The organism is Thermoleptolyngbya sp. PKUAC-SCTB121 (assembly GCF_016919485.1).
In the GTDB taxonomy this organism is placed as follows: domain Bacteria; phylum Cyanobacteriota; class Cyanobacteriia; order Elainellales; family Elainellaceae; genus Thermoleptolyngbya; species Thermoleptolyngbya sichuanensis.
The window spans coordinates 2,392,070-2,407,573 of record NZ_CP070366.1 but is presented as its reverse complement, the minus strand read 5'-3'; the positions used below and the strand labels follow the sequence as shown (position 1 = coordinate 2,407,573).

The following is a 15,504-nucleotide window of genomic DNA, read 5'->3' as shown; positions in this document are numbered from 1 at the left end:
GGGGGTTTAGCGTTGGAACAAGCGCCTTGAAACAGGAGGGATGGGTTAACCCGTTCTCCTCAGGGGCACTATGAATGAGATGGCTGGAAGCCCTGTAACGCTCGACTAGCAATCCAAAATCGCCAATCTAAAATCGCTAATCCAGAATCGATCCAGTCCTCCGGCCCCAGCCTTATGATCCTGCACAGGTCGGGCTGGCCAAGTCGGGCATTTCACCCGGCGGCCCTTCACAAATACTGGAGACGGTGTTGGCGTTTCCGTCTAGGTCAGGCATGAGCCACACTTTACCTGCAAATCCCCGCGCCTGGCCAACGGGTAGGGCCAGGGTGATGGCTTTGGATGCCATGCCGCTACCGTTGGGTGCAGAGCTATATATGTAGTTTTTGGAATTGGAAATACTCAGTTCCAATTGTGAGAGCGTGGCAAACGCGCTTTTTTCCAGGAAATAGGCTTGCTGCGCCCGATTGATCGAGCCGACGTAGGTGCGGGCCTCAGCATGGCGGGCATTGTTGACCTGGCTGACAAACGAGGGCAGGGCGATCGCCGACAAGATGCCAGCAATGACCAAAACAACCAGCAGCTCGATCAGCGTGAACCCCGAATCCTGCGGGCGATCGCCCGTTATGCCAGCGCGAAACAGCAAATAGCAGAGTTTCATATGTCGTTCAGGCTTCATAAGCGACCCTGGAGAGTTTGTCACCACGACAGTTCAATCTCCGGGAAAACTCGGTTTTTAGCCGGACGAAATTTACAGAAACCTGCTTTTCTTTACTAAAGCTTTAAAACTCTCTCTAGAGCGAATCCGGTTCTTGACCGCGGCTTGCCCCTCTCGCTCTAACGTAAAGCCGCCGCACAGCAGCCTGCACGACGGTTTCCGCAAATATTCGGATGCAGCGAGTTAGCAACCCCAAGCCTCAGAAAACTTAGCTCAGGGCAAGCTCAGCCTAGCAGCCGCAGCCCGCGTGGCCACAGTCGCCATGCCCGTTGGGGTGTCCATCGGCACAGGCTTCGCTGCAATAATACTTGCCGTCTTTTTGAATGGCCTCTTCCAGGCTGACGATGCACAGGCAAGATTCACAGGCACATTTCATTTGAGTCACAGTTGTAGTCATGACCGGGTTTCTCCTTTCGTCAAATAATCAGTCAACTTATCAAACGAGGTTTTGCGATTGAGCGAGGGCAGTGTCCCTGCGCGTCTCTAAAAACAAGAATAACATATGAACAGGTATTCAGATATTTTCTGAAAAACTTGAGGCGATCGCCCAAGGCGCTTTCAGGTTCCCTTCTCAAAGCCCAAATAGCCTCGTGGGGTGATCATCCAGCCTTCATGGAAGCGGGTGCTTTGGTTGCCGATGACGACGGTAGTGAGCATGTCGATGGGGCAGTCGAGCAGTTGCCCCAGGGTGGTCAGCGTAATCTGTTCTTCATTGCGATAGGCGGCGCGAACCAGGGCCACAGGCGTATCGACGGCGCGATGGTCTAGAAAAATGCGCTGGGCGATCGCAATTTGCTCTGTCCGCGTTTGCGATTTGGGATTGTATAGCGCGGTCACAAAATCGGCCGCGGCCGCCGCTGCCAGTCGCCGCTCGATGACGGGCCAGGGCGTAAGCAGGTCGCTGAGGCTGATGGCGCAAAAGTCGTGCATCAGCGGCGCACCCACCCGCGATGCCGCCGCCTGCAAGGCCGAAATGCCAGGAAACACCTGAACTGCGGGCGTTTGGCCGTCCCAGCCCTGGGCCTGGAGTTGTTCCAGCACTAGCCCCGCCATGCCATAGATGCCGCAGTCGCCAGAGGAAATGACCGCCACCGTCAGCCCCCACTGGGCCAGGGCGATCGCCCGCTCGGCCCGCTGTCGCTCCTGAGTAATGGGCAGCGCCTCAACGATTTGCCCCGGATGCAGCAGCGCCGCCACCAGGTTCATATACAGCGAATAGCCAATCACCACATCGGCAGAGGCGATCGCCGCCTGGGCCGCAGGCGTGATTTGCTCCAGTCGTCCCGGCCCCGTGCCCACCAGCCACAGCCTTCCAATGCGCCCGGTATATTCCTGCTCTGCCTGGGCCACGGCAATGGTCACTGCGCCGGGATAGTCGGGGAGGCGGAAGATTTGCTTGGAAACACGAAGGGGGGCAAAGGTTTGGGGTTGGCGGTCACGCTGGCACGTCCGGCTGGCCGCCAGAATCGCGGCGGCTTCGGCGACGCTGGGCGTGCCCACTTCCGACTCGACGACGGCGGAAGGGGTGGGGACGGGGACGGCGCGGAGGGTTTCGGCAGAGAAAGTGAGCAGGGGGAGATGGCGATCGCCACAAAATTCCAGCAGTCCCGCTTCATCTGCCTTGAGGTCGAGGCTGGCCAGGCCGGCGATCGCCCCCTCTGCCAGGTGATGCCGCCGCAGCGTATCAGCAACGGCAGCTTCGATCACCCCTCGCGGCGTACCCCGTTCGCAGCCCATGCCCACCCACAGCACGCGGGGATGCCACTGCACCTTGGGACAGTCAGAGGGAACCTCTGCCCCATCCGCAAAGCGCCGCTGAATTGGGCTAATCCATACGCGGGCGGCGGGTTTAGGCAGATTTGGCTGCGCCGCTGTCGGGTCGTCCCAGCCAAAGACAAAGGGATGATCGGGCGGCAAATGGTCTTGCCACAGCGTTGACCCGGCTTCCTGAATCACCTGCACAGGCTGCTGACGAGCGATCGCCCCACTCACCCCCGTCCAGTCGCCGCTGCCCTTGCGCCAGCCAAACGGTTCCCCCAGCACATCGATTCCCGGCAGAGCCAGGGCATTGGCCCCGCCCGTCAGAATGGGGGTGGCATTGAGCCGGAGGGCGATCGCCCGCGCCAGCCAATCGGCCCCGCCCTGATGCCCCCCGCACAGGCTGATCACCCCCTTGCCCGCGCCATCCACCACCAGCACCGCCGGGTCAGTCATCTTATCTTGCAGCAGCGGGCCAATCAGCCGCACCACCGCCCCCGTCGCCAGCCCAAACACCAAAGCCCGATGCGTTTGCCAGAGCGTGTTGACCAATTCCCGCAGCGTGGTTTGGTACACCTCACAGGTCAACTCGTCCGTCGCTAGGTCTGCCGGAACCCAGAGCGTCACCTCACCGCCCTCTGCCAGTGCTCGCAGCGATTTCACAGCAAGGGGAGTGGGGGCGATCGCCGCAATCGGCTGAAAGTCTTGAAATAGCAAAATTCTAAAACCCTAGAGAAGAGGGAAGAGGGAAGAACGAAGAGGGAAGAACGAAGAACGAAGAACGAAGACTGGAGTTCTCTCGCTTTTTTTCTTTCTTCTTTTTTCTCTCTTCTTTCTTTAAATGGGGGTAGTGGGACTTGAACCCACACGACTGTTAAGGTCAACGGATTTTAAGTCCGCAGCGTCTACCATTCCGCCATACCCCCGACTGTTAGGCCGCACCCAATGAGTAAAGCTTCGCAAGAATCCTGCGAATGCGTTCTATCTATTCTATGACGCGATGCTCCGGCAGGGTCAGAAAATCACTGCCCCGCAATTTCCTGATTCCTATTCCCTGCCCAAAACTTTCCAGAGATGACATCTCCCATACCTTGAGGTCTGGGCACTTTCCGGCAAACTGAGGGTGAGCACTGTTGCCTCCTGTCCTCTCAATGCAAGTGGCTATGAAAATTTTGGTCATGAACGCTGGCTCCAGCAGCCAAAAGTCCTGCCTGTACGAATTGCCGGAGGCGGCGCTGCCAGAGCATCCGCCAGAGCCGCTGTGGGAAGCGCAAATCGACCTGACCCATGCCGAAGGCGTGGCAGAAATTAAGGTGAAAACGGCGGCCGGCGTGAAAAAAACGGAGAGTTATCCCACCTCGTCGCGGGTTGAGGCCACTCATCACCTGCTGGAAACCCTGTGGACAGGGGATACAAGAGTGATCGATCGCCCCGGTGAAATTGACATGGTGGGGCATCGCGTCGTGCATGGCGGAGAGGACTATCGGGCTAGCGTGTTTGTAACGGCGGAGGTGAAAGCGGCGATCGCCCGCCTAGCCAAGTTTGCCCCCGTACACAACCCGGTCAATCTAGAAGGGATTGAAACCCTGGAGCAAATTTTGGGCAGCAGCGTCCCCCAGGTTGCCGTATTCGACACGGCCTTTCACAGCACGCTGCCGCCTGCGGCCTACGTCTATCCGGGGCCCTATGCATGGCTAGAACAGGGCATCCGGCGCTACGGCTTTCACGGCACCAGTCACAGCTATTGCGCTCAGCGGGCAGCCCAACTGCTGGGACGGCCGCTGGCTGATCTGCGGCTGATGATCTGCCATTTGGGAAACGGCGCATCGCTGTCGGCGGTAAGCCACGGCCAGTGTGTAGATACCACAATGGGCTTTACGCCGCTGGAGGGGCTGATGATGGGCAGCCGTTCGGGTTCGGTCGATCCGGGCATTTTGCTGTACCTCATCCGCGACCTGGGCTATACGCCGGATCAGGTAGACACTATGCTAAACTGGGAGTCGGGGCTGGAGGGCGTGTCGGGCGTGTCGAACGATATGCGGCTTGTGCTGGAGGCGATCGCCCAGGGCAACGAGCGGGCGAAGCTCGCAATCGATGTCTACGTTCACCGCCTGCGGTCGCTCATGGGCAGTATGCTAGCGAGTCTAGGCGGGCTGGAGGCGATCGTGTTCACGGCTGGTGTCGGCGAAAACGCGCCCAACATCTGGCAAGCCGCCTGCGAACCGTTCCAATTTCTGGGACTGCGGCTCGACCCTGCCAAGCTCAGCCGCAACCCCGACGATCAGGACATCGCCGCTGCTGATTCCACAGTGCGCGTGCTGATTATCCACACTCAGGAAGATTGGGCGATCGCCCAAGACTGTTGGCACCTGTCGAAAACACTCGTCGGCGTAGAAAATTAACAACCTGGGCGTATTTGCTAACTTTTATTAAGTCCTTTAAGATTGGTGCAGTGAGGGAAATTCTCGGGCAAAGCCTGCAAGGAACCGTTCAAAACTTAAAAGCCTTGTTGCAAATGTATCGATCCGGTCTTTGATAGACTTTTCTTCAGTCCCCGCAACTCGTTACAATACAGATCGATATTCATCTTTGCTCTGACATCACCGCCATATTATGAGTGTAGTTAGCCAGGTCATCCTCAACGCCGACGACGAACTCCGCTACCCCAGCAGTGGAGAACTCAAGAGCATCAGCGAGTTCTTTCAAACCGGAGAACAGCGCGTGCGTATCGCCAATATCTTGGCGGAGAATGAAAAGAAAATTGTGCAAGAAGCCAGCAAGCAACTCTGGCAAAAGCGCCCCGACTTTATCTCTCCGGGTGGCAATGCCTACGGCGATCGCCAGCGGGCCCTCTGCCTGCGCGACTACGGCTGGTATCTGCGCCTGATTACCTATGGCGTGCTGGCGGGCGACAAGCAGCCCATCGAAAGCATCGGCCTGATCGGCGTGCGCGAAATGTACAACTCTCTGGGCGTTCCCGTTCCCGGCATGGTGGAGTCGATCCGCTGCCTCAAGCGGGCATCCCTGGCGCTGCTCAGCGACGAAGACGCTGCCGAAGCCGCCCCCTACTTCGACTACATCATCCAGGCCATGTCCTAGCTTTGCTTTCCAGTGGCGTGCGATCGAAGGCGTGTAATCGAAAAAGTTTAATATCAGCCTTTGTTCCCTGTGGCGGGCAGAAGTGTTGCACCAAGTAGCATTCCTGCACCTGCGGGGAACCGTTTTTTGTAGCGAGATTGGGTGATCGGATAATTTTGGATTTTGGATTGGCGATTTTGGATTGCAAATCCAGGTTATGCAAGACTTTCACCTTTTCTCAGAAAAGCGCTTCTTGAGAGGAATTGATGCAGCGCACTCGAACATCCCACCGCTGAAAATCGTACAAGTGTTCACCACTTTCCGCCTTTTGGGGCATCATGATGAAGAGCGATCGCCCTCCCAACACTCCGCGACTCGCTCCCAAAATCCAAAACCCAAAATCCAAAATCCCCCCATCCCCTATGCGTCTCGGCAAAGTCGTCAAATCCAACTCCCACTGTGACTACGTGGTTCAAGTCGATGACAGCATGGACGTAGACAACCCGCCACAGGCCGACGACTACGGCTTTGGCAGCTTTGTAAAGCTGGAGGAACCGGGCGATCGCCACTGGGCCGTCGGGCTAATCTACAACTCGCTGCTGATGAACCCGATGTTTATGAGCAACGGGCCGCGCCTGTCGAGCGAACCCGACCCGCTGTTTACGCCAGATTTAATCACCGAAACCCGCACGCTGCTGGGCGTAGTGCTGGTGGGCTGGATGGCGCAGGACAACGGGCAGCCCTACGGCATCCACGGCATCCCCCGCGTGGTCGTCCCTGTCAACACGCCCGTATCGGTCATGACCCAGGACGAAATTTACCGCTTTCACCTCAACCAAGCAGGCAGCCCCCAGTTTTGCTACTATAGCCACCTGCTGCGCTGCGGCGGCAACTTTGCGCCCGCCCTGACCCAACAAACGCTGCAAGAACTGGTCGATAGCCGCCTTTTTTCTGGCCCAGACCAGCGGGCGCTAGAAATTCTCTGCCGAGAGCTTTCCTGGAAAAGCACAATGGGTGCAATGCGTTAAAATTCAGCAGAGCAAAATTCAGCATTAACAGCAAAATTCAGCATTACAAGTCAGCATTACAAGTCAGCGGCAAAATTCGGCAGCAGTCTCCGCTTCATTCTGAACCTCCGGCTGAACGGTCTTAAGCGTCAGCGTTACCCGGCAAACTCCACACCATGATGTCGGTATTCACGGAAGCACAGAGAATTTTATGACACTCGTAATGTCACACCCACAAAAAAATCCGACAGTCCCGAATTGAGTCTGCCGGATTATAGTGTGTTCCCTGTTGATGACTCGGCTAGAGTTGAGTCTCCTTAAGTATGCCGATGCAGAGAGAACTAAAGCGCGATCGCGATCATCTCCAGTTGTGATTTTTGTCACATGCTTCAGTGACGAGTCCGTTCGTTTTTCATCAGTAAAAATCGCTGCACAGCCTAACTGCACAGCGATCTTCCGATGACTTGTACGGTTTCAGCTAGGGCAACCCGCCTGACTGCACCCGCTAGAAAACATCCCGCGCTGGCAGTACGGTCACAGGCAACCTAGTCATACAACCTAGTCATAGACCACTCGCGCGTCAAACCCTTCTCTCCGGAGCTGCTGATTCACAGCCGCCGCGGCAGAGTAATCGCGGAAAGAGCCTGCATTGATGAATGGCCCCCGCAGCGAGTCCGAGTCGCGGTAGGCATCGCGCACAAAGCGACGCACCTGGAATAGTAGCTCATCGCTGCTCCCCGGTATGGCAACCCGGTAGGGACCGCCGTAATGGCCCGGAAACCCTGGGTCGGTCGGGCCGCCGATGTTGGCAGGTACTAGGTACTCAGAGGCAATCCAGCCGCCCGTGCCCGCCAGTTCAACCCAGGTCAAACCACCGGAAAATTCCTGCCGTCCAGACAGGCGCACGCGCACCCCATCATCGATGCCTGCAATTACCTGCCCATCAGGACGATTACGCACGTTTACGCCAATTCCGCTATTGGTGCGGACGATCGCCTCGCGGCCCAACCAGTTCCCCGGCGGAACGGGCTGCGACGGGCCGCCGATGCCGCCACCCGACACGAGATAGCCCAGCCCTAGGGCCCGCAGCGTTTCTGGGCCGGCCTGCCCATCTACCATCAACCCGTTTCGTCTTTGAAATGCGATAACTGCGTTTTCTGTTTCAAGACCGTATACACCATCGGCGAAGATGCCCAGCGCCGACTGAATTGCGGCGACATCTGATCCCTGGCTGCCAAAGCTGTAAACTTGGGCTAGCGCTTCGCCCCCCGTGAGCAAGACAGAGGAGGCAATCGCCATCCCTGCCACCTTCCACAGCATCGAGCGGGTCACTTGACGAACTTGGGCTTGGCGAGCTTGAATTTGTCCGGCAATGTTTGAGCATGACCTGAAAGCTTTAAAAGCAGAAAGCGTCTGGAAAAAAAAGTTGGGCTTCATAGGAGGATTGCTCATTCGTGACTACAAAATTTAGCGGCTGCGAATTTTTTCGGGGAGGCCCCTGCTAAAACTGACAACCGTTCAGGACACACCTCAATCTCGATGCGACCTGAGTGCAAGGTCGAACCTCTGCGGATGCAAAGTTTGCACTGGAGCAGAGATAAAAAATATCAGACAATCTTGAGGGGCTAAATGTGCCGATACTTCTGGATTTAGCTACACTGTGAGCCGAATGGATTTCGGAACCCTAAAAATAGGACAGGTGGGCTAAAAGTGAAGATGCCACAAACCAGGCTCCGCCGCAGTCAGAGGAGCATTATTTCTACTAGCATATCATTCGGGTTTCGAGCATGAAACGGTTTTTCTTCTCTCGTCGTTTAGCATGGATCATTCCCGTTGCAAGCCTGCTGGCAGGGGCTAGTTCTGCTGTACTAGTCAGCACTATTGAGCAATATACCCAGGCCGAAACGACCGATGGAAAACTATCCGCAGCAGAGCCTTCTTTTGCCCAAGACTCTGTGCCGGATGCCGAAACAGTCAACCCCAATGACGGAGCAGAAAATGCTCAAACCCTGAATTCTTCTGAGCAATCTGACCCCACAAAAAGCGGATCGGACAACTCTTTTTTGCTGCCCAATGGTCGCCCAAGTTTGTCGCCGCTCCCTGCGCCAGCCGAAACCTGGGAATGTGAAGTAGCAGTGGTGGGCGGGTCGCTGGGTGGGGTGGCGGCCGCCTCTCATGCCATGCGGACGGGCGCGAAGACCTGCCTCATTGAGCTAACGCCGTGGATGGGCGGACAGATCAGCTCCCAGGGGGTGTCTGCGGTAGACGAGTCCAGAAACATGCTGGAGCGGAATAACTTTTCGCCAAGCTGGCAGAGCTTCAAGGACTTTATCTTGCAGCAGCCCGTCACGCTGCCTGCCTGGACGGGTATCACTGCGCCCCTCACGGTCGCCCAGATTAATAGCTGCTGGGTTGGGCGGCTGTGTTTTCCGCCGCAGGTGGGGGCTGTGGTATCGCAGGAGTGGCTCAAGCGGGCGGCGCAATATTCCACAAGCAGCAAGTGGAGCGCGTTTACTGCCTTCAAGGGCGCAGAGTTTGACGAAACAGGACGGTTTATCACCGCGATTTATGCCGTGCGGCGATCGCCCCGGGAATCTGGCTATGTGCCCCAGGGCCGCCCGTCGGTGGAGCTAGCCACTTGGTATGCCTGGGAAGAAGATGCCACCTTCCGCAAAACCCCGATCAAGCTCCAGCCACCGCCCGGAAAGCGGATGATCGTGATTGACGCAACGGATACGGGCGAAGTGGTGGGCTGGGCCAAGGTGCCGCTACGCATTGGTTCCGACTCGCGCAACACCACGGGGGAAACCAACGCCGCCGATTTCGACAATCCAGAATGCACCCAGGCGTTTACCTTCCCCTTTGCAATGGGCATCCGCGCCGATGGCGGCCAGAGCATCAAGACCCTGGAATACGTCCAGTCGTTTTATCCTCGCGCCGAGCATATGCGGGTCTACACGCTAGAAGGCGTGCCGATGTTTCACGGGCGCAGCTTTTTTAACTATCGGCGGATCGTCAGCCTGAATCGCAGCGACCCCTTCTTTGGCAGCCCCGTCCTCAACGACATTACGCTGGTCAACTGGACGCAGGGCAACGACTGGAACTGGATGAATCCGCCGCTAATCCTGACACCCGAAAAGCTCATGCAAACCGGGCAGTATCAAAACTGGATGGGCGGCGTGTCGCTGCGGTCTATGCGCCATGCAGAAAATCACGCGCTGATGTTTGCCCATTGGCTCCTGGAGCAGCCGCCCGATCCAGCGCTGCCGTTGGCCTACCTAGCGGGGGCCGATTCCCCTATGGGGACGGTTTCTGGGCTAAGCATGTTGCCCTACATCCGCGAGGGGCGGCGAATCCTGGGGCGATCGGCCTACGGACAGACGGAGTTTATGCTGCGCGAGGCTGACCTGCGGGAAGACATGGAAGGACGAGACTTTCGGGCAACTGCGGTAGGTGTGACCCATTACGATATTGACATTCACGGCTGTCGCTATCGCAACTGGGAGCCGACGGGCGAGGCAGTTAAAGCTTCGGTGAAAGAATATTACATTCGCCCCGTGCAGATTCCCCTCGAAAGCCTGATTCCGCAGGGCGTGGAGAATCTGCTGGTGGGCGGAAAGGCGATCGCCGCCACGCACATCGCCACGGCCATGACCCGTGTTCACCACGGCGAATGGACCATTGGCTCGGCGGCGGGGGTGACGGCCGGCTGGCTGGTCGATCAACCCGATTTGCAGCCTGCCCAGATCGTCCCTCAAGGAAAAATGCCGCAACTGCAACAGTACATGATTGAGCAAGGCCTGCGGCTGGATTGGTAGACGCAGTGATCTAGGGGAGCAGCGATCCAGGGAAGCAGCTAGGGATTGGGAGCGGCTAGGGGTTGACCGATTCCATCTGCCAGCCGTCGCTGGTTTCAAAATAGCGATCGCGGCTTTGGGGGTCGCCCCGCAGTTGCAGGTGATCCACTTCGGCAGGAGCCAGCAGCAGCAGGCAAAAGGTCGGCAGCGGCGCGGTGGGGTCAGGCGGTGGCGGCGAAAACTCGGCCACGGGGCGGCGTGGTTGGGCGGGATGGGGCCAGGCAAATTGCAGGCGGGCTGCATCCGAGAGAGCCTGCCACTGCTGCTGGCGGGCGTGTTGCAAACCTTCATCAGGATGGATTTCATCGATCAGCGTTAGCCGTCCCAGCAGGCGAAATTGTTCGCGGCTTTTGGGAAAATACCAGCAGACCTCCCCCCAGGGCTGGTGAGCGATTTGCTCTGGTTTGGCGCTGCGTGTGTCGGTGATGAACTTGAGCTGATTGGTGGGGTCTAGAAATCCGCGAAAGACCACCGTGCGATTGGCGGGGCGACCGTCTGGCCGCACCGTGGCAAGCTGCACATAGCGGGCATAGACGAGCGAACGATTGAGATGCAGAGCGCGGGAAAGGGGCGATCGCCAAGGAGCCATTAGGTTTAAGGTTCAAGAACGCGATGGAGGGATAGCGCACCTAGCCTAGCTTAGCCCTCCAACACCCCAACCTCCTCCTACTGCCCTCAAACCCTACTCCCGAATCGTCAGCGTGTAGTTAAACTGTTCCCCAGAAACATTGGAGCCGACCCACACGCGATAAGTGCCACCAGCCCAATCTGTTCCCGACAGCGTGGCATTTGGGGCGCGATTGTTGCCGCTGGCGCAGCGGACAACGTTGCCGGGCCCCTGCACAACCAGCGTAGAAACGGCGCGGTTGCTATTGACTTGCAGCGTCAGAGCAGAAAAGTTGCCTTGGAGCGTAATCAGGTGATCCGGAGTAGATGACCCAAAGCCAAGGCAGAGGTTGCCGTCTTTATCGCGGTTGGCGACGATGCCTGGAAGGGAACTGCTGCCGCCTGTCCGTCCGCGCAGAGTCCCTGCATCTGCGCTAAAGCCAGGAGCCAAGGTCGCAGAGCCAAAGTTTGCGGTCTGGGCAAACGCCCCCACGCCCGTCAGCAGCGCTACACCCAGAACCAACAGCCCAATCCATCGGGGCGATCGCCCGCCAATCGGGAGTTTCAAGCTAGAAAATCGGAGTTTCGTCACCATGGCCGGATCTCAGAAGCTAGGGTCTAGTAGGGTCTAGCAGTATAGACGGACACAAAGCGGATGGGTTCCCGATTCATTCCCAAATTTGATTGACAGCGATTGACAGCTATTGATGATTGACAGCTTGATTGACAGCGATTGACGGCTATTCACAGCTATTCATAGCTATCGATAAACCGGAAGCAACACATTGAAAGTAGACCCTTCACCGGGCTTACTTTTCACAGAGATCGAGCCGCCGCACTTGAGCAAAAGCTGCTGCACAATAGACAGACCCAGCCCTGCACCGCCAGAGTCCTCGCCGCTGCCCGCCTGCCGCACCCGATAAAAGCGGTCAAAGATTTTGGGAATGTCGGCGGCAGCAATGCCAATGCCCGTATCGCGCACTTCAATTTGCACATAGTCGCCTTGCAGCTTTGCCAACACCCACACTCGGCCACCCTTTGGGGTAAACTTGATCCCGTTGTGCAGCAGGTTAATCAAAATTTGCCGCAGCCAGGGAACCGTACAGGACACAGCAGGCAGATCCTGCGGAACCGTGTAAGCCAGCAAAATGCCCTTTTCCTGGGCGAGGGGCTGGTAGGTGCTGACGATGCCCGGAACTACATCCGACAGGCGCAGCGGCTGCGTCACCGCTGTATCGTCCATATTTTCCAGTTGCACCAGCTCTAGCACGCTGGTAATTAGCGAACTCTGACGATCGCACTCGTGGGTCAGCATGTCCATATAGCGCTGGCGCTGCGGCGGCTTCAGGCTGGGGGAATTGAGCAAGCTCAGCGCAGTTTTCATCGTGGCCAGCGGCGTTCGCAGTTCTTGCCCGACGGTTTTCAAAAACTCGTCCTTCAGGCGAATCGCGTTTTGCAGTTCCTCATTCTCCATTTGCAGCCCGGTGGCGATTTCTGCCTGTCGCCGATAAATCGCGGTGCTGTGCCACATTTCTTCTTGAATTTGCAGTTGCTTGGCCAGCAGTTGCCCAACAATTCGGGTATTCGGCGTAATGTTAGCAGCCGTTAGCACCCACTCCTCCCAGTGCTTCACCAGGGACTCCAAATCAGCCCGAACCGCCTCAGGAGCCTCGGCAGGGGCGATCGCCTGATGAATGCCCTCTAGCACCCGGCAAATCGTGTCCGATTCAAACGTATAAATCGCCAGCAGCGGATGTCGCCGCTCTATGTCTTCATCAGAGTTGGGGGATAACTCTTCGAGCCAGAGCGGCCGCTCCGGCGGGCTACTATCTGGCTTGGACGGGCGCACCGAGCGCGGCCGATGGGCCAGAATCAGTCCGCAAAACTCCTCCGTCATCACTAGCAGCAGATACTCCCGCTTAAACTGGCTCTCGGTTCCCAGCGGCAGAACAACGCGCTGAGACTGGGCCGCCACATTCAGCGAGGTCGGTTGCGGCTGATGCGTCAAAACTGGAGAATCCGCAGCGGGGCTGTCTACCAGGCCCGCCAGTTCGGCAGCCGTCAGATCAGACACCTGATCCAGGTGCGACAGGTGCCCAGACGATGCTGGCGTTGCGGCCTCTGCCAAATCGCCCTGGCTATTGCCGAGGGTATAGAGCGTATAGGGCGCGGTCGCCGCCGTGCAATAGCGAGTAATTTCCGACTCCCAGGTGTCGCCCTTGGGAAACTTGAGCCAGAGCGTCGCGGGCAAATGTTCTTCGATCAGCAGATCGAGAATGGCCGTCAGCATCGACTTGAACGTCGTGGGGCTAACCTGGAGCGGATGCAGAGGACGCTCAGAACTGAGGGCTAGTTCATAGAGCGAGGCTTCGGAGGAGCGTGGCGATTTCATGGGGGTGAAATTCTATGGGGTAAGCACTAGATGCATTGGAGCATCTCCAACCAGATCGGAGTCGTCTCCAAGCAGAGCGGAGCAGCAGCGCCCCACAGTCTAAATTCCCTGACGTTGAACTAGTCAATCGCGAATAAGTCATAGGACGTACGCACTTGCGATTAAACGTTTTGGGTTTTGGATGATTTCTCGCGGGCTGCGCCCGCGAGAAATCATCCAACTGCGTAAGTCCTAAGTCAATGGCTCTGGCTAATTTCCAGTTTATTAAAGAAAAGGCTGATGATCAGGAGTATGGGGGTTAGAACATGGCTTGGCGACCCTCTTGCGTTAGATTTTTGGGGCTAATTTAGGCTAGATTTTTTGGGCTGAATTTTTCGGGCTGAATTTTTCAGGGCTAGGCAGGATTGAGCGAAAGCCGCTCCATCAGGGCTACACGAGCCTGTTCGCGGTCGTCAAAGTGAACTTTTTCTGTGCCAAGAATCTGGTAATCCTCATGACCCTTGCCTGCAATTAGCACGCCGTCACCGGGCTGCGCCTCCAGAATGGCTTTGCGGATGGCGGCAGCGCGATCGCCCATCACCGTTGGACTCACGCTGGCCGGAATGCCCGCCACCACATCTTGCAAGATCCGCTCTGGGTCTTCGGTGCGGGGATTGTCCGAGGTGACCACGACCCAATCCGCCAGCTCAGCGGCGATCGCCCCCATTTTGGGCCGCTTGGTGCGATCACGATCGCCGCCGCAGCCAAACACGCAGATCATCCGCCCCTGGATAAACGGACGCGACGCTTTCAGCAAGTTCTCCAAACTGTCCGGAGTGTGGGCATAGTCCACAATCACGCTGATATCCTGCGAGGGGGACACCTGCACCTGCTCGACGCGGCCGGGCACACCGGGGAAAGTGGAAAGGGACTGGGCGATCGCCTCTAAATCCAGACCCAGATGCAGCCCCGCACCCACCGCCGCCAGCAAATTTGCCAGGTTAAACTGGCCCACCAGCGGCGAGGCAAACGGCACGTCGCCCAGCGGCGTATGCAGCAAGCCCCGCACGCCCGCAGGCTCATACACCAGATCGCTCGTCCACAGATCTGAACTAGAATCTTGCGTGCTATAGGTCCAAACCGACTGACCCGCCAGCCCTGCCGCCAGCCGCTTCCCGTAGGGGTCGTCCAGATTCACCACGGCCCGCCCTTGCAGATAGCCGGGGCTAAACAGCAGCGCCTTGCTGGAGAAATAGTCCTCCATATCTTTGTGATAGTCGAGGTGATCCTGCGTCAGGTTGGTAAACACTGCCACCTCAAAGGGACACTCCAGCACGCGCCCCTGGGCCAGCGCGTGGGAACTGACTTCCATCACGGCATATTCCGACCCCGCCGCCCTTGCCGCCGCCAGTTGTCCCTGAAGTTCCAGCGCAAAGGGCGTGGTGTGCAGCGCCGTCTGCTGATGCCCCCGCCAGCGGGTGTAAAGCGTACCCAACAGCGCTACGGGCAACTGCGCCTGCGCCAGAAAATGCTCGATCAGGTGGGTGGTGGTGGTTTTGCCGTTGGTGCCCGTCACGCCGATCAGCTTCATCGCCTGAGCCGGGTAGCCGTAGAACGCCGCCGCCAGCCGCGCCGATGCCCGCGCCACGTTCGCCACGGGAATGATGCAGTCGTCGGCGGTGGGCGGTTTTTTCTGCACAGCGTTTTCGGACACCACAGCGGCGATCGCCCCTGCCGCCAGCGCACTCTGCCAAAATTCGCCCCCGTCCACCCGCGTCCCCGGCATCCCAATGAACAGATCACCAGGCTTGCAGGCGTGAGAATTCGTCGCCAGCCCTGTTACCTCAGCGTTCAGCGCCCCATGTTCCGGCAGTTGCAGGCTTTCCGGCAGCGCCCGCAGCAGTTCCACCAACTTCATTCCGCCAAGCCTCCCAAACAGCACATTTGCGATTTCGCATCTCGATTTCTGCTTATTTGAAAGTGTAAAGGGTGATCACACCTGCGGAACGCTTTTTATCAGGTTAGACCAGGGCAGACCACATGAGCAGGCTAAATTATGAAGTCTTTGCGGGTGTGAACAGACTTTTTCAAAATTGGATGGCAGATTGATGG

Annotated in this window: 12 protein-coding genes and 1 tRNA gene; 4 read left to right on the top strand and 9 right to left on the bottom strand. The window is 57.6% G+C overall.

The genetic code is table 11. The annotated features are described in order from the left end of the window. Nucleotides 1-172: 172 nt before the first annotated feature. From JTM80_RS10110 to JTM80_RS10095, 4 genes are all read right to left on the bottom strand, one after another. Entirely contained in the window at nt 173-676 is a 504-nt protein-coding gene (locus tag JTM80_RS10110; RefSeq protein WP_205371113.1) for a type IV pilin-like G/H family protein, read from the bottom strand. Between the two features lie 268 nt (nt 677-944). Further along, the gene (locus tag JTM80_RS10105; protein ID WP_172358220.1) at nt 945-1,112 is read right to left on the bottom strand and encodes a metallothionein; all 168 of its coding nucleotides are present in this window, start codon (nt 1,110-1,112) and stop codon (nt 945-947) included. A gap of 161 nt (nt 1,113-1,273) precedes the next feature. After that, nucleotides 1,274-3,193, bottom strand: coding sequence for a precorrin-3B C(17)-methyltransferase (cobJ, locus tag JTM80_RS10100; RefSeq protein WP_205371332.1), 1,920 nt, complete (start codon nt 3,191-3,193; stop codon nt 1,274-1,276). Nucleotides 3,194-3,315: 122 nt separating this feature from the next. Next, nucleotides 3,316-3,399 (bottom strand) — tRNA-Leu (locus JTM80_RS10095). A 237-nt stretch (nt 3,400-3,636) separates the two neighbouring features. Between JTM80_RS10095 and JTM80_RS10090 the strand changes: the two genes are divergently transcribed. The 3 genes from JTM80_RS10090 (at nt 3,637) to JTM80_RS10080 (ending at nt 6,579) form a co-directional block, all read left to right on the top strand. Then, nucleotides 3,637-4,875: an acetate kinase gene (locus tag JTM80_RS10090; RefSeq protein WP_205371112.1), complete on the top strand. Its 1,239-nt coding sequence runs from the start codon at nt 3,637-3,639 to the stop codon at nt 4,873-4,875. A gap of 211 nt (nt 4,876-5,086) precedes the next feature. Further along, nucleotides 5,087-5,572 carry an allophycocyanin subunit alpha-B gene (apcD, locus tag JTM80_RS10085; RefSeq protein ID WP_068507529.1) on the top strand — a complete coding sequence of 162 codons (486 nt, stop codon included), beginning with the start codon at nt 5,087-5,089 and terminating at the stop codon, nt 5,570-5,572. Nucleotides 5,573-5,973: 401 nt separating this feature from the next. Further along, a complete protein-coding gene (locus tag JTM80_RS10080) occupies nt 5,974-6,579 on the top strand; it encodes a hypothetical protein (protein WP_172358222.1) in 606 nt (201 codons plus the stop codon). 537 nt (nt 6,580-7,116) lie between these two features. On the opposite strand, the gene JTM80_RS10075 is transcribed toward JTM80_RS10080, so the two are convergent. Further along, nucleotides 7,117-7,890: a peptidoglycan-binding protein gene (locus JTM80_RS10075; protein ID WP_205371110.1), complete on the bottom strand. Its 774-nt coding sequence runs from the start codon at nt 7,888-7,890 to the stop codon at nt 7,117-7,119. Nucleotides 7,891-8,345: 455 nt separating this feature from the next. On the opposite strand from JTM80_RS10075, the gene JTM80_RS10070 reads away from it, so the two are divergent. After that, on the top strand, nt 8,346-10,376 hold the full coding sequence (locus JTM80_RS10070; protein ID WP_172358224.1) for an FAD-dependent oxidoreductase: 2,031 nt from the start codon (nt 8,346-8,348) through the stop codon (nt 10,374-10,376). A 55-nt stretch (nt 10,377-10,431) separates the two neighbouring features. Here JTM80_RS10070 and JTM80_RS10065 read toward each other — a convergent pair whose 3' ends face one another. From JTM80_RS10065 to JTM80_RS10050, 4 genes are all read right to left on the bottom strand, one after another. Further along, a complete protein-coding gene (locus JTM80_RS10065) occupies nt 10,432-11,004 on the bottom strand; it encodes an Npun_F5749 family FMN-dependent PPOX-type flavoprotein (protein WP_205371109.1) in 573 nt (190 codons plus the stop codon). Between the two features lie 93 nt (nt 11,005-11,097). Next, nucleotides 11,098-11,616 carry a hypothetical protein gene (locus JTM80_RS10060; RefSeq protein ID WP_172358226.1) on the bottom strand — a complete coding sequence of 173 codons (519 nt, stop codon included), beginning with the start codon at nt 11,614-11,616 and terminating at the stop codon, nt 11,098-11,100. A 165-nt stretch (nt 11,617-11,781) separates the two neighbouring features. Next, the gene (locus JTM80_RS10055; RefSeq protein WP_172358227.1) at nt 11,782-13,413 is read right to left on the bottom strand and encodes an ATP-binding protein; all 1,632 of its coding nucleotides are present in this window, start codon (nt 13,411-13,413) and stop codon (nt 11,782-11,784) included. A 394-nt stretch (nt 13,414-13,807) separates the two neighbouring features. Further along, nucleotides 13,808-15,310: a UDP-N-acetylmuramoyl-L-alanyl-D-glutamate--2,6-diaminopimelate ligase gene (locus JTM80_RS10050; RefSeq protein ID WP_172358228.1), complete on the bottom strand. Its 1,503-nt coding sequence runs from the start codon at nt 15,308-15,310 to the stop codon at nt 13,808-13,810. Nucleotides 15,311-15,504 lie beyond the last annotated feature (194 nt).